Source organism: Kitasatospora sp. NPDC059817 (genome assembly GCF_042731835.1).
Classification (GTDB): Bacteria; Actinomycetota; Actinomycetes; order Streptomycetales; family Streptomycetaceae; genus Kitasatospora.
Window position 1 is genome coordinate 17,661 of sequence record NZ_JBHWIR010000045.1, and the last position, 14,456, is coordinate 32,116.

Consider the following 14,456-nt stretch of genomic DNA (forward strand, 5'->3'; position numbering starts at 1 on the left):
GGCGTCCCCGGGGACCGGCCGTCCCACCTCTCGGTCCAGTCGCGGCCGGGGTCGCGGTGCCCGGAGGTGCGGCCGCGGCCCCCCCCCCCCGGCCCCGGACACGGCCGCTACCGCCGAGTAGGACGGTCGTACGATCACAGGCAGCACGATGACGATCCCCGAGCGGCAGGAGTTCCCCATGACCGACGCGGCCCCCGACGCGGCCCCCGACGCGGCCCCCGTCCTGAAGGTCCCGCAGGACGTGCTGGACCACTTCGCCAAGCTCGGCGTCGACCCGCAGACCTTCTCCGGCGGCGCCCTCGGCGAGAAGCTCGGCATCCGGATCGTCGAGGCCTCCGGCGACCGGGTGGTCGGCACCATGCCGGTGGAGGGCAACCAGCAGCCGTACGGGCTGCTGCACGGCGGCGCGTCGGCGGCGCTGGCCGAGACGCTGGGCTCGATCGGCGCGATGCTGCACGCGGGCCCCGGCCGGTACGCGGTCGGGGTGGACCTCAACGCCACCCACCACCGCTCGGCCACCTCCGGGCTGGTCACCGGGGTGGCGACGGCGGTGTTCAAGGGCCGCACCGCCGCCACGTACGAGATCGCGATCACCGACGACACCGGCAAGCGGGTCACCAGTTGCCGGCTGACCTGCATGCTGCGCGACCTCTGACCCCGCGCCGGGACTCTTCCCGGTGCCGACGGATCATCAAATCCCTTGGCCGCCCCCTTGTTTGACCTTCCGCCACCCTGGGCAGGCGTTGGTCTGGACAAGGGGGCGGCGGCATGTCCGGGCGCGGCCGACGCGGCAGCATGCCCGGAATCCGCGCAGGTGACTCTGCGTAACAGGCAGAAAATCCGAGCAATGGCCCGCTCCGAGGCCCGCAGGCAGCCCGGGGCTCCTTCGCCATGCCCTCGCTGTCCGAAATACGAACGATCATGACCGGAACAAGTGAATCGGACATGAGTGTCCGACTATCGGCCAGGCCAGCTGCAACCCCCATTTCTGGCCCTTACATTGCCCCAACAGCCCCTAAACGCCCTACATCGGCGGATCGGTCGCGCCAAAACGACCACATGCTGAGACAACTGCTCTGTGTGCTCATAACAAGAGAATCACAGCCTCGCCACACCACTGCCCGAGTCGCCCAGAGGCATCTAGAGTCACGGCCAGTCACCGCGCCAACGGATTGGGCCCGGCCCTCCGCGCATCCCGGCTCCCGCCAACTCAGGCGCGGCGCCTCCCGAACCGAAGGGGACCCTCGTGCGTCACCGTTCCGCAATTGTCGTGAGCATTGCCGTGATCGGCGCCCTGAGCCTCAGCGCGTGCGGCTCCCGCGACGACAAGAAGTCCGCCGACGGAGGCAGCGGCAACAGCGGCTCCACCACCACCGTCACCATCGGCATCGACGCCCCGCTCACCGGCGACCTCTCCGCCATCGGCATCGGCATCCGCAACTCCGTCGACCTCGCGGTCAAGAAGGCCAACGAACAGAACGAGGTCCCCGGCGTCAAGTTCCAGGTCAAGGCCCTGGACGACACCGCCAAGCCCGGCCCCGGCCAGCAGAACGCCACCCAGCTCGTCGCCGACAACAGCGTCCTTGGCGTCGTCGGCCCGCTCAACTCCAGCGTCGCCCAGTCGATGCAGCAGATCTTCAACGACGCCAACCTCGTCGAGATCTCCCCCGCCAACACCGGCGTCGCCCTCAGCCAGGGCGAGAAGTGGGTCACCGGCGAGAAGAAGCGCCCCTTCAAGACCTACTTCCGCACCGCCACCACCGACGCCGTCCAGGGCCCCTTCGCCGCACAGTTCCTCGCCAAGGACGCCAAGAAGTCCAAGGTCTTCCTCATCGACGACCAGAAGACCTACGGCGCCGGCCTCGCCGCCACCTTCAAGGCCGAATTCACCAAGCAGGGCGGCAACATCGTCGGCGAGGAGCACGTCAACCCCGACGACCGCGACTTCTCCGCCATCGTCACCAAGGTCAAGACCTCCGGCGCCGAAGCCGTCTACTACGGCGGCGAGTACCCCGCCGCCGGCCCGCTCTCCCTCCAGCTCAAGGACGCCGGCGTCAACATCCCGCTGATGGGCGGCGACGGCATGCAGAGCGCCGACTTCATCAAGCTCAACCCCAAGAGCGCCGGCGACTACGCCACCGCCGTCGGCGGCGCCGTCGAACAACTCCCCACCGCCGCCAAGTTCATCGCCGACTACAAGGCCGCCGGCTACAAGGACCCCTACGAGACCTACGGCGGCTACTCCTACGACAGCGGCTGGGCCATCATCCAGGCCGTCAAGGCCGTCGCCGCCGCCAACAACGGCAAGCTGCCCGCCAACCCGCGCGCCGCCGTCGTCGACGCCGTCCAGAAGGTCTCCTTCGACGGCGTCACCGGCAAGGTCTCCTTCGACGAGTTCGGCGACACCACCAACAAGCAACTCACCGTCTACACCGTCAAGGACGGCAAGTGGACCGTGGAGAAGACCGGCACCTTCAGCGGCTGAACCTCCAACGGCTGAACCTCAGCGGCCGAGCCCTCGACGACTGAACCTTCAGCGTCTGAACCTCAACGGCTGAGCCGGCCCGCACCACCATCCAGCAGCACAGCGCGCGGGGGCGCCACGAGTGCCCCCGCGCGCCCCCACATCCACCACCCACACGGACACCCCGAACGCACTACGGAGGCCCAGCGGTGCACGACCTACCGCAGCAGCTGGCCAACGGCCTGATCCTCGGCGCCCTCTACGGACTCGTCGCGATCGGCTACACGATGGTCTACGGCATCGTCCAGCTCATCAACTTCGCCCACGGCGAGATCGTCATGGTCGGCGGCTTCGGCGCCCTGACCGCCTACCTCGCCCTCCCCGGCGGCACCACCCTGTGGCTGGCCCTGCCGCTCATGCTGATCGCCGGCATCCTGGTCTCCACCCTCACCGCCGTCGCCGCCGAGCGCTTCGCCTACCGGCCCCTGCGCAACGCCCCCCGACTCGCCCCCCTCATCACCGCGATCGGGCTGTCCATCTTCCTCCAGCAACTCGTCTTCTCCTTCTACCCCGACGCCAAGAAGGCCCGGGTCTTCCCCAAGATCCCCGGCGACCCCTTCAGCCTCGGCTCCGTCACCATCCAGCGCAGCGACCTCTTCCTGCTCATCGCCGCCCCGCTGTGCATGCTCGCCCTCGGCTGGTTCGTCACCCGCACCCGCTCCGGCCGCGCCATGCAGGCCACCAGCCAGGACCCCGACACCGCCAAGCTCATGGGCATCGACACCGACCGCATCATCGTCATGGCCTTCGCCATCGGCGCCGCGTTCGCCGCCGTCGCCGCCGTCGCCTACGGACTGCGCAGCGGCCAGGTCGACTTCCGCATGGGCTTCATCCTCGGCCTCAAGGCCTTCACCGCCGCCGTCCTCGGCGGCATCGGCAACATCTACGGAGCCATGCTCGGCGGCATCGCCCTCGGCCTCGCCGAAAGCCTCGCCACCGGCTACATCCAGCACCTGCCCGGCATGCACCTCTTCGGAGGCGGCGCCTGGAAGGACGTCTGGGCCTTCGTACTCCTCATCCTCGTGCTCCTCGTCCGGCCCCAGGGCCTGCTCGGCGAGCGCGTCGCGGACAGGGCGTGACCACCATGACCACCACCACCGAAACCACCCCGGTCATCCCCCTGCCGGCCCGCGCCGCCACCGCCCTCACCGGCCTCGGCGCCCTCACCACCGCCGCCTCCGCCGCCCTCCCCTGGACCTGGACCTCCGACTTCCCCGGCGACCTCACCTACACCGGCTCCCCCGCCGGCCTCCAATGGCTCGCCCTCGCCGCCGGACTCCTCACCCTCCTCCTGCTCCTCGCCACCCACGGCACCCCCGGCCTGCGCTGGGCCGCCCCCAGCCGCAGCCACAACGCCGTCCTCTACGCCGCCACCGGCGCCCTCGCCGTCAGCGTCTTCTCCGTCGCCGCCATCGCCACCGAACTCGGCGGCCTCGCCAACCTCGAAGCCGGCGGCTGGATCCTCGCCGCCGGCGGCCTCCTCACCGTCATCGGCGCCCTCGGCCTGCCCCTCGACCGCCGCACCCGCGTCCCGCTGCGCATCCTCGACAGGCGCCTCTTCCTGCTCGTCCCGGTCGCCCCCGCCGGCTGGTTCGCCGCCCACGCCATCCCCGGCGACCAGCCCGTCGCCCCCGTGATGACCGCCCTCGCGGGCGCCCTCGCCATCGCCGCCGGCGTCGTCCTGCTCCTCCAGCTCGGCCACCTCGCCCACACCTGGCTGCGCCTGGGCACCGTCGACCGGCCGCTGCCCGCGCCGCGCCAACTCCCCTCCTGGGCCGAAGTCCTGACCATCGTCCTGGCCTTCGGCCTCGGACTGTTCACGATCACCTTCGGCATCGACACCGAGTACGGCGAACTCTTCATCGGCTACCTGCTGCTCGCCGCCCTCGTCGTCCCCGCCCTCACCCGGTCCGGCCTGCTCGCCCGGCTGCGCGCCCTGACCGTCAAGCACCGCCCCGTCACCACCGGCGCCGCCTTCGCCGCCGCCGCCAGCTTCCCCTTCACCCAGACCAGCGACCAGTACACCTCCGTCGCCACCAACATCCTGATCTTCGCCACCGTCGCACTCGGCCTCAACATCGTCGTCGGCCTCGCCGGCCTGCTCGACCTCGGCTACGTCGCCTTCCTCGGCGTCGGCGCCTACGCCGCCGCCCTGGTCTCCGGCTCCCCCGCCTCCCCCATCCACGTCCAGTTCCCGTTCTGGGCCGCGATGCTCACCGGCGCCGCCGTCTCCATGGTCTTCGGCGTCCTCATCGGCGCCCCCACGCTGCGCCTGCGCGGCGACTACCTCGCCATCGTCACCCTCGGCTTCGGCGAGATCTTCCGCATCACCATGCTCAACCTCAACGGCACCACCGGCCCCAAGGTCACCAACGGCTCCAACGGCATCCCCCGGATCCCCGACCTGGAGATCCTCGGCTTCGACCTCGGCAAGCCGCACACCGTCGCCGGCATCGAACTCGGCCGCTTCTCCAACTACTACCTGCTGATGCTCCTCGTCACCGCCCTGGTCGTGCTCGTCTTCGCCCGGGTCGGCAACTCCCGCATCGGCCGCGCCTGGGTCGCCATCCGCGAGGACGAGACCGCCGCCGAAGCCATGGGCATCAACGGCTTCCGCCTCAAACTCCTCGCCTTCGCCCTCGGCGCCTGCCTCGCCGGCCTCGCCGGCACCGTCCAGGCCCACGTCAGCTACACCGTCACCCCCGACCAGTACACCTTCGCCGAGGCCCTCCCGCCCAACTCCGCGTTCCTGCTCGCCGCCGTCATCCTCGGCGGCATGGGCACCATCAGCGGGCCCCTCGCCGGCGCCACCCTCCTCTTCCTCATCCCCAAGAAGCTCGAATTCCTCTCCGACTACCAGCTGCTCGCCTTCGGCGCCGCCCTGATCATCCTGATGCGCGTCCGCCCCGAAGGCCTCATCCCCAACCGGCGCCGCCAACTGGAGTTCCACGAGGCCGCCATCCCGGCCCAGCCCGCCGGCGACGGCGCCGCACTCACCAAGGCAGGGGCGTGACCACCCAGATGACCACCACCGCCACACCCCTGCTCGAAGTCACCGGCGTCACCATGCGCTTCGGCGGCCTCACCGCCGTCAACGACGTCAGCCTCACCGTCGGCGAAGGCGAGATCATCGGTCTCATCGGCCCCAACGGCGCCGGCAAGACCACCTTCTTCAACTGCCTCACCGGCCTCTACGTCCCCACCGAGGGCGCCGTCCGCTACCGCGGCACCCTCCTGCCGCCCAAGCCCCACCTCGTCACCCAGGCCGGCGTCGCCCGCACCTTCCAGAACATCCGGCTCTTCGCCAACATGACCGTCCTGGAGAACGTCCTCGTCGGCCGCCACACCCGCACCAAGGAAGGCATCTTCTCCGCCATCCTCCGCGGCCCCGGCTACCACCGCGCCGAAAACGAGAGCCGCGAGAAGGCCATGGAACTCCTCGCCTTCACCGGCCTCGCCGACAAGGCCGACCACCTCGCCCGCAACCTCCCCTACGGCGAACAGCGCAAGCTGGAGATCGCCCGCGCCCTCGCCTCCGACCCCGGCCTCCTCCTGCTCGACGAACCCACCGCCGGCATGAACCCCCAGGAGACCCGCGCCGCCGAGGAACTCGTCTTCGCCATCCGCGACCAGGGCGTCTCGATCCTCGTCATCGAGCACGACATGCGCTTCATCTTCAACCTCTGCGACCGCACCGCCGTCCTCGTCCAGGGCCAGAAGATCGTCGAAGGCGACCGCGAAACCGTCCAGAACGACGAACGCGTCATCACCGCCTACCTCGGCGCCCCGCTCGAAGGCACCACCCCCGCAGTCGCGGAGACCGTTACGGAGACCGACCAGTGACCGCACTCCTCGAGGTCGAGGACCTCCGCGTCGCCTACGGCAAGATCGAAGCCGTCAAGGGCATCAGCTTCACCGTCAACCAGGGCGAGGTCACCACCCTCATCGGCACCAACGGCGCCGGCAAGACCACCACCCTGCGCACCCTCTCCGGGCTCCTCAAACCCACCGCCGGACGCATCGCCTTCGACGGCCAGGACCTCAGCACCGTCCCCGCCCACAAGATCGTCGCCCTCGGCCTCGCCCACTCCCCCGAAGGCCGGCACATCTTCCCCCGCATGACCATCGAGGAGAACCTCCTCCTCGGCGCCTTCCTGCGCACCGACACCGCCGGCATCACCGCCGACGTCGACCGCGCCTACGACCTCTTCCCCATCCTCGGCGAACGCCGCCGCCAGGCCGCCGGCACCCTCTCCGGCGGCGAACAGCAGATGCTCGCCATGGGACGGGCCCTGATGTCCCAGCCCAAACTGCTCATGCTCGACGAGCCGTCCATGGGCCTGTCACCGCTGATGATGCAGAAGATCATGGCGACCATCATCGAACTCAAGGCCTCCGGCACGACCATCCTGCTCGTCGAACAGAACGCCCAGGCCGCCCTCTCCCTCTCCGACCGCGGCTACGTCATGGAAACCGGCCGCATCGTCCTCTCCGGGACGGGCGCCGACCTCCTGCACGACGAATCCGTCCGCAAGGCCTACCTCGGCGAGGACTGACGCCTCCACGTATCCACGCCTCCACGCCTCCACGCATCCACGCACGAAGGGCCCGGCAGATGAGATCTGCCGGGCCCTCCTCGCATCCGTCTACTCGGACGCGTCCTCGTCCGCCTTCTTGCGGTCCTGGGCCGCGCCCTCCTCGATGACCGCCTCTGCCACCGCGGCCATCGTCATCCGACGGTCCATCGACGTCTTCTGGATCCACCGGAACGCCGCCGGCTCGTTCAGCCCGAACTTCGTCTGCAGCACGCCCTTCGCCCGGTCCACCAGCTTCCGGGTCTCCAGCCGCTGGGTGAGATCCGCGATCTCCTCCTCCAGCGTGCGCATCTCGGTGTACCGCGACACCGCCATCTCGATCGCCGGCACCAGATCCGCCTTGCTGAACGGCTTCACGATGTACGCCATCGCCCCGGCGTCCCGCGCCCGGTCCACCAGCTCCCGCTGCGAGAACGCCGTCAGCATCAGAACCGGCGCCAGGTGCTTCTCGTGGATCTGCTCGGCGGCGGAGAGCCCGTCCAGCACCGGCATCTTCACATCGAAGATCGCGAGGTCCGGCCGAAGCTCCTCCACCAGCTTCACCGCCGTAGCCCCGTCCCCGGCCTCACCGACGACGGTGTACCCCTCCTCTTCGAGCATCTCCTTGAGGTCAAGGCGGATCAGCGCCTCATCCTCGGCGATCACAATCCGAGTGATCTGGGGCGAATCGGTCTCAAGCGGCTGTGCCTGCTCGTCGGCGGTGCTCACGGGGCTCCTAGTTCCGGCGGGGTACTGCATGCACGAGGGTACCTAGCTGCGCCCAACAGCGCTCACAGGGTATCCTTCACGGGCGCGAACTTGCCGGGTTGGTGGAAGGGCAGACACGATCGCCTCAAAAGCGATTGCTCGAAAGGGCGTGTGGGTTCGAATCCCACACTCGGCACCATAATTTTTCTCGTATTCCCAGGCTTAGGGAAATTCACCTCATCTAGTGGATCACATCCAAAGGGTCCACGGTCCGGCCTGTCGAGTTCCAATCTGACGCACATGACGTCTCTCTCTGTGCGCGAACAAGCCGTACACCTCCTCCGTCGAGGTGTACGCAATGCCGATGTCGCCCGACGACTCCGGGTCTCTCCTGGCACGGTCTCCTGGTGGAAGCATCAAGACCTCGCCAAACGCCATCAGCTCCCCGGCCGCAAGCGTTCCGCGTGCATGCACTGCTACGGCGACGACCTGGACCGCGGCGCCTACTCCTACCTACTCGGCCTCTACCTCGGCGACGGCCACATCCTGCTCCCCAACGAGTACCGCAGGACGCAGAGCCTTCAGATCACCTGTGACGATCACTGGCCGGGAATCACCGACTCCGTCGAAAACGCCATGCGCCTGGTCTTTCCCAGGAACAAGCCCTGCAGAGTCCGACGGACCGGCTGTCACGACGTCAAGCTCTACTCGAATCACCTGACCTGCCACTTCCCCCAACACGGTCCCGGCAAGAAGCACGAACGCACCATAGCCCTGGAACCCTGGCAGCAGGAGATCGTCGACGCCCATCCGTGGGAGTTCCTGCGCGGCCTGATCCACTCCGACGGCTGCCGCATCACCAACTGGACGACGCGAACGGTCGGCGGCGTCAAGAAGCGCTACGAGTACCCGCGTTACTTCTTCACCAACACCTCGACCGACATCATCGGCCTGTTCACCGCCACCCTCGACGCCGTCGGCGTCCAGTGGAAGGCCGCGGCCCGGACGACCGGTGCCACCAACATCTCCGTCGCCCGCAAGGACTCCGTCGCCCTCATGGACGCCCACATCGGCCCCAAGTACTGACAGTGGCGGGGGGGGGGGGGGGGGCGGGGGGGGGGGCGGCGCGCCCCGGGGCGGGGGGGGGGGGGGGGGGGGCCGCGGGCCGCGGGCGCCCGCGCGGGCGGGGGCGCGCCCGCGCCGGTCAGTTGTCCAGGGTCCCGACGTGGTGGACGCGGACGAGGTTGGTGGAGCCGGCGAGGCCGGGCGGGGAGCCAGCGGTGATGACGACGATGTCGCCCTTCTGGCAGCGGCCGAGCGACAGGAGGGCCGCGTCGACCTGTTCGACCATCTGGTCGGTGGTGGGGGCGAAGGGGCCGAGGAAGGTCTCGACGCCCCAGGTGAGGGCGAGTTGGCTGCGGACGGCGGGTTCGTAGGTGAAGGCGAGGACGGGGATGGGTGAGCGGTAGCGGGTCAGCCGGCGCGCGGTGTCGCCGGACTGGGTGAAGGCGATGAGGTATTTGGCGTCCAGGAAGTCGCCGATCTCGGCGGCCGCGCGGGCGACGGCGCCGCCCTGGGTGCGCGGCTTGTTGCCGGTGGTCAGGGGCGGCAGTCCGGCGGCGAGGATGTCGGTTTCGGCGGCCTCGATGATGCGGCTCATGGTCTTGACGGTCTCGACGGGGTACTTGCCGACGGAGGTCTCGCCGGAGAGCATCACGGCGTCGGTCCCGTCGAGGACGGCGTTGGCGACGTCGGAGGCCTCGGCCCGGGTGGGCCGGGAGGCGTTGATCATCGAGTCGAGCATCTGGGTGGCGACGATGACCGGCTTGGCGTTGCGCTTGGCGAGCTTGACGGCGCGCTTCTGGACGAGCGGGACCTGTTCGAGGGGCATCTCCACGCCCAGGTCGCCGCGGGCCACCATGATGCCGTCGAAGGCGTCGACGATGGATTCCAGGTTGTCGACCGCCTGCGGCTTCTCGATCTTGGCGATGACGGGGACGAGGCGCCCCTCCTCGGCCATGATCCGGTGGACGTCCTCGATGTCGCGGCCGCTGCGGACGAAGGAGAGCGCGATCAGGTCGGCGCCGGTGCGCAGGCCCCACCGCAGGTCGGCGACGTCCTTGTCGCTGAGTGCGGGGACGGAGACGGCGACGCCGGGGAGGTTGAGGCCCTTGTGGTCGGAGACGAGGCCGCCTTCGATGACGAGGCAGCGCACGCGCGGCCCGTCGACCTCGACGACCTCCAGGGTGACCCGGCCGTCGTCGACGAGGATGCGTTCGCCGCGGGTGACGTCCGCGGCGAGGCCGGGGTAGGTGGTGCCGCAGATGTCCTTGTCTCCGACGACGCCGTTGTCGGTGGAGATGGTGAACTCGTCGCCGCGTTCGAGAAGTACGGGGCCGTGGGCGAAGGTGTCGAGCCGGATCTTCGGGCCTTGAAGGTCGACGAGGATGCCGACGCTGCGGCCGCTCTCGTCGGCGGCCTTGCGGACGCGGCGGTAGCGTTCCTCGTGCTCGTCGTGGGATCCGTGGCTGAGGTTGAAGCGGGCGATGTCCATTCCGGCGTCGACCAGGGATTTGATCTGGTCGTACGAGTCGGTGGCTGGCCCGAGGGTGCAGACGATTTTTGCTCGGCGCATACTGCTGAGGGTAGGCATTACCGGCGCGTAACCACGACGCGGGTCCGGACGGCGGGATGACCTTTGCCGTAAGGCGAGTTGAACAATCTGACACATCCTCGGACCGGTGTGCGAGCACCTGCCCGGGTGCCGCCGCCGTCCGGCCTTCCGATGCGAACCCGTGAAGGGGTGTTCACCCTTGGTTCACCGCCGGTTCGGCCGCCGCTCCCCGCCCGGCGGGACGCTCGTCACCCCCGGGTGACCACCCGGACGACGTAGCGGACGAGGGGGAGGCGTTCGGCATGAGACGCACTCTGGGGGTGTTGGCGGCGTTGGCCCTGCTGGGCGGGGTGACGTACGCACTGATCCCGCAGGACGACCCGGGCGGCGACATCGTCACCGTCTCCGGCCTGATCGGTTCGGAGAAGCGCGACTTCTTCCAGGATCCGCAGGTCGTCGCCGAGTTGGCCAAGCAGGGCATGAAGGTGAACGCGGAGAGCATCGGCTCCTGGCTGATGGACGGCGACGCGAAGGACTTCGCGTTCCCGGCCAGTCAGCCGCCGGCCGACAAGCTGCGCGTGGACTGGAACATCAAGGAGGTCCCGGTCCAGCCGTTCTACTCGCCGCTGGTGATCCTCGCGCACCGCCCGGTGGCGGATGTCCTGATGGGCAACGGCCTGGCCACCCTGGACCATTCCACCGGGCTGTGGACGTTCCGGATGGACGCCTACCTGGCCGCGCTGAAGGCCGGCCGCACCTGGCCCGACCTCGCGGGCGCGACCGAGCACGCGGAGTTGAAGGGCCCGGTGTTCCTCACCACCACCGACCCGGAGACGTCCTCCTCGGGGGCGCTGCACATCGCCCTGCTGTCGTACCTGTTGAACAACCGCCAGGTGGTCTACGACCAGCCCGGGATCGACGCCACCAAGGACGTGCTGCGCACGGCGACGGCGATCCAGGGCGGCCAGAAGAGCAGCAGCGACGAGCCGTTCAAGGCCTTCCTGGCCGGGGTCGGCAATCCGCTGGTGCTCGCGTACGAGTCGCAGGCCGCCGCGATGGCGCTGAAGGGCGAGTCGACCGGCGACATGGTGGTGCTGTACCCGGACACCACCATCTACACCGACCACACCATCGTCGGCCGCACGCCGAACGGCCGGCGGCTGGCCGCCCAGCTGCACGACAACGCCGAACTGCGCCGCCTGGAGGCGAAGTTCGGCTTCCGTCCGCAGGACGACCCGGATGCCTTCGCCGCGCTGGTGAAGGGCAAGACCCCGGTCCTGGCGCCCAATCTCGCGGCGGCGAAGGTCAACCAGCCGCAGATTCCCGTGCCCGACATCCTGACCAGGCTGATCAAGGCCGCCAAGGGGAAGGCTCAGTGAACTCCCGGATGAAGAAGCACAGTTGGACGGTCGCCGCGCTGGCGACCCTGCTGGCGGCCGCCGCCTGCACCTCCACCCCGCCGGGCCCGAAGCCGTCCGACCCGCCGGCCACGACGGCGCAGCCGGGGGTGCTGCGGGTGCTGGCCGGCAGCGAGCTGCAGGACCTGGCGCCGATCCTGGAGGACGCCAGGAAGGCGACCGGGGTGACGGTGCAGTTCTCCTGGACGGGCTCGCTGGACGGCGCGGACGCGGTGTCCTCGGGCCGGGCGGACGGCAAGTACGACGCGGTGTGGTTCCCGTCCAACCAGTACCTGCGGCTGGACGACGCGGGGAAGTCGAAGGTGCTGTCGGAGACGCCGGTGATGGTGTCGCCGGTGGCGGTGGGGGTGCGCTCCTCGGTTCTCAACGAGCTCGGCTGGGGGGACGGTTCGAAGGTCTCCTGGGCGCAGATCGGGGATACGGCGTCGGCCGGGAAGCTGGCGTACGGGATGGCGGACCCGTCCCGGTCGAACTCGGGCTTCTCGACGCTGGTGGCGGTGGCGTCGGCGTTCTCGGGTGCGGGGGCGGCGCTGACCGAGGGGGACGTGCAGAAGGCGGCGCCGCAGTTGAAGCAGTTCTTCACCGGCCAGAAGCTGACGTCGGGTTCCTCGGGCTGGCTGGCGCAGGCGTACACCCGGGCGGAGCCGGGCAAGGTCGGGGCGCTGGTGAACTACGAGTCGGTGCTGCTGTCGATGAACAAGTCGCTGGCGGCGGACCAGCAGTTGACGGTGATCCGCCCGGTGGACGGGGTGGTGTCGGCGGACTATCCGCTGTCGTTGCTGTCCTCGTCCGCGCAGCGGGAGCGGGACTCCTTCCAGCGGTTGACGGCGTACCTGTTGAAGGAGGACGTGCAGAAACGGATCTCCGAGGTGACGTTGCGCCGCCCGGTGGCGCCGGGGGTGTCGCCGGCGGCCGGGCTGCCGGCGGACCGGCGGCGGGAGCTGCCGTTCCCGGGGAGCCGGGCGGTGGCGGACGGGCTGCTGGCCTCGTACCAGAACGAGCTGCGGCGGCCGTCGCGGACGGTGTACGTGCTGGACACCTCGGGGTCGATGGAGGGTTCGCGGATCTCGGCGCTGAAGTCGGCGCTGGGCCGGTTGACGGGGGCGGACGACACCCGGGCGGTGCGCCGGTTCCGGGACCGCGAGGAGGTGACGCTGATCTCCTTCGCGTCGAAGGTGAAGTGGGCGAGGACGCACGCGGTGCCGGCCTCGGGGAGCAAGCCGGGCCCGGAGGCGGAGCTGGCGTCGATCAACGCGGACGTGCAGTCGCTGGCGGCGTCGGGGGGTACGGCGCTGTACGACTCGCTGGAGGAGGCGTACCGGGTGATCGACCGGCAGCAGTCGGCGGCGGGGGACGACCGGTTCACGTCGATCGTGCTGATGACCGACGGGGAGAGCAACGAGGGGGCTTCGGACGGGGACTTCAAGCGGTTCCACGACGGGCTGCCGTCCGGGCAGAAGTCGATCCCGGTGTTCCCGATCAAGTTCGGGGAGGCGGCGGTGGGCCAGTTGCAGGGGATCGCGGACGTGAGCGGCGGCAAGCTGTTCGACGGGTCGGGTTCGCTGGACGGGGTGTTCGAGGAGATTCGTGGCTACCAGTGACGGGGCCGGCCGGCGGGTGCTGCGGTACCTGGAGTCGGCCCGGAACCTGGTCGGCTGCGGGGGCGGCGCGGTGGGGCTGGGGCTGCACTTCGCCGGGCTGGGCGGGGCGTGGTGGCCGGCAGTGGTGGCGGGGCTGTACGGGGCGGGCGCGCTGCTGACGCCGGGCCCGCGGACGGAGCCGCCCGTCGTCCTGCCCGTGGAGCCGCCCGTCGATCCGCTGGCGCCTCCGCTGCCGTCGACGCCCAGGCCGGAACCGACGCCCAGGCCGGAACCGGAGCCCGCACCGGAACCCGCACCGCGGCCCGATCCCGAGCTCGCGGCGCTGTCCGACTACCTGGCCACGGTGCCGCTGCCGGATTCGGCGGGGGTGGCGGGCCTGCTGGCGGCGCTGCGCTCGGCGGGGCCGGGGCCGGTGCCGGCGGAGATCGTGCGGCACCGGCTGCCGGTGGCGGTAGCCGGCTACCTGCGGGCGCTGACCTGGCGGCCGTGGGCGGGGCCGGACGCGCCGGACCCGGAGGCGGAGCTCGGCCGCGAGGTACGCCGGCTGGTCGCGGAGCTGAACTGAGGGGCCTGCCTGAAAAAGCCCTGCAGGCCCAGGCCGGAACCCCTTACCACCCCACCCTCCGCGCACCCCCGTCACGAACGAGTCGCCAAGATCTCACCTGCTGGAAACGTCGGAGGGCTATTCACCGGCCGGGCCCGCACGGCACACTTCTACGCGCGTCCTTCTACGCGCGTCGATGCGCGTCGGCACGCCACCCGAACACCAGTTGACGGTCCATCGGCCCGTCAGTCCCCACCCGGGAGAGTCGTCCATGCCCCTGAACCGCCGTGACTTCGTCACCCGGTCCGCCGCCACCGCCGCCGGCGCCGCCCTGACCGGCGGAGCAGTCGTCGCCGCCGCCCCCGCCGCCGTGGGGGGCGCGCCGGCGCCCGCGGGCCCCCCCGGCCCCCGCCCGGGGCGCCCCCCCCCCGGGAGCCGACAGGGCGCCCCCCCCCCCGGCGCTGATTAAAAAA

Annotated in this window: 12 protein-coding genes and 1 tRNA gene; 11 read left to right on the forward strand and 2 right to left on the reverse strand. The window is 70.2% G+C overall.

Annotated features, from left to right (window positions below):
- Positions 1 to 178 precede the first annotated feature (178 nt).
- The 6 genes from ACFV61_RS12600 to ACFV61_RS12625 all read left to right on the forward strand — a co-directional run bounded on the left by ACFV61_RS12600 (position 179) and on the right by ACFV61_RS12625 (position 7,080).
- Positions 179 to 655: a PaaI family thioesterase gene (locus ACFV61_RS12600; RefSeq protein WP_063347147.1), complete on the forward strand. Its 477-nt coding sequence runs from the start codon at positions 179 to 181 to the stop codon at positions 653 to 655.
- Between the two features lie 591 nt (positions 656 to 1,246).
- Complete coding sequence (locus ACFV61_RS12605; RefSeq protein ID WP_063347148.1) at positions 1,247 to 2,485, forward strand: branched-chain amino acid ABC transporter substrate-binding protein; 1,239 nt, start codon at positions 1,247 to 1,249, stop codon at positions 2,483 to 2,485.
- 188 nt (positions 2,486 to 2,673) lie between these two features.
- Entirely contained in the window at positions 2,674 to 3,603 is a 930-nt protein-coding gene (locus tag ACFV61_RS12610) for a branched-chain amino acid ABC transporter permease (protein WP_063347149.1), read from the forward strand.
- A gap of 5 nt (positions 3,604 to 3,608) precedes the next feature.
- Positions 3,609 to 5,537 carry a branched-chain amino acid ABC transporter permease gene (locus ACFV61_RS12615; RefSeq protein ID WP_063351038.1) on the forward strand — a complete coding sequence of 643 codons (1,929 nt, stop codon included), beginning with the start codon at positions 3,609 to 3,611 and terminating at the stop codon, positions 5,535 to 5,537.
- An 8-nt stretch (positions 5,538 to 5,545) separates the two neighbouring features.
- Positions 5,546 to 6,367 carry an ABC transporter ATP-binding protein gene (locus ACFV61_RS12620; RefSeq protein ID WP_380491557.1) on the forward strand — a complete coding sequence of 274 codons (822 nt, stop codon included), beginning with the start codon at positions 5,546 to 5,548 and terminating at the stop codon, positions 6,365 to 6,367.
- Positions 6,364 to 7,080 carry an ABC transporter ATP-binding protein gene (locus ACFV61_RS12625; protein ID WP_063347150.1) on the forward strand — a complete coding sequence of 239 codons (717 nt, stop codon included), beginning with the start codon at positions 6,364 to 6,366 and terminating at the stop codon, positions 7,078 to 7,080. Before ACFV61_RS12620 ends, ACFV61_RS12625 begins: the two co-directional genes overlap by 4 nt.
- Before the next feature lie 90 nt (positions 7,081 to 7,170).
- Here the strand turns inward: ACFV61_RS12625 and ACFV61_RS12630 are convergent, their stop codons facing one another.
- A complete protein-coding gene (locus ACFV61_RS12630; RefSeq protein WP_063347151.1) occupies positions 7,171 to 7,827 on the reverse strand; it encodes an ANTAR domain-containing response regulator in 657 nt (218 codons plus the stop codon).
- Between the two features lie 92 nt (positions 7,828 to 7,919).
- On the opposite strand from ACFV61_RS12630, the gene ACFV61_RS12635 reads away from it, so the two are divergent.
- Positions 7,920 to 8,005, forward strand: a tRNA-Leu gene (locus tag ACFV61_RS12635).
- A gap of 101 nt (positions 8,006 to 8,106) precedes the next feature.
- Complete coding sequence (locus ACFV61_RS12640) at positions 8,107 to 8,892, forward strand: helix-turn-helix domain-containing protein (RefSeq protein ID WP_380491543.1); 786 nt, start codon at positions 8,107 to 8,109, stop codon at positions 8,890 to 8,892.
- A gap of 118 nt (positions 8,893 to 9,010) precedes the next feature.
- Here ACFV61_RS12640 and pyk read toward each other — a convergent pair whose 3' ends face one another.
- On the reverse strand, positions 9,011 to 10,441 hold the full coding sequence (pyk, locus tag ACFV61_RS12645) for a pyruvate kinase (RefSeq protein ID WP_063347153.1): 1,431 nt from the start codon (positions 10,439 to 10,441) through the stop codon (positions 9,011 to 9,013).
- 281 nt (positions 10,442 to 10,722) lie between these two features.
- On the opposite strand from pyk, the gene ACFV61_RS12650 reads away from it, so the two are divergent.
- Genes ACFV61_RS12650 through ACFV61_RS12660 form a run of 3 tightly spaced genes read left to right on the forward strand, consistent with a single transcriptional unit; the run spans position 10,723 to position 14,004 of the window.
- Positions 10,723 to 11,799 carry a hypothetical protein gene (locus ACFV61_RS12650; RefSeq protein ID WP_380491545.1) on the forward strand — a complete coding sequence of 359 codons (1,077 nt, stop codon included), beginning with the start codon at positions 10,723 to 10,725 and terminating at the stop codon, positions 11,797 to 11,799.
- A gap of 8 nt (positions 11,800 to 11,807) precedes the next feature.
- The gene (locus tag ACFV61_RS12655; protein ID WP_380491547.1) at positions 11,808 to 13,439 is read left to right on the forward strand and encodes a VWA domain-containing protein; all 1,632 of its coding nucleotides are present in this window, start codon (positions 11,808 to 11,810) and stop codon (positions 13,437 to 13,439) included.
- Positions 13,426 to 14,004 (forward strand): hypothetical protein, encoded by a 579-nt coding sequence (locus ACFV61_RS12660; protein ID WP_380334120.1) that lies wholly within the window; start codon positions 13,426 to 13,428, stop codon positions 14,002 to 14,004. The genes ACFV61_RS12655 and ACFV61_RS12660 overlap by 14 nt, the downstream gene beginning before the upstream one ends.
- The last annotated feature ends 452 nt before the right edge of the window (positions 14,005 to 14,456 follow it).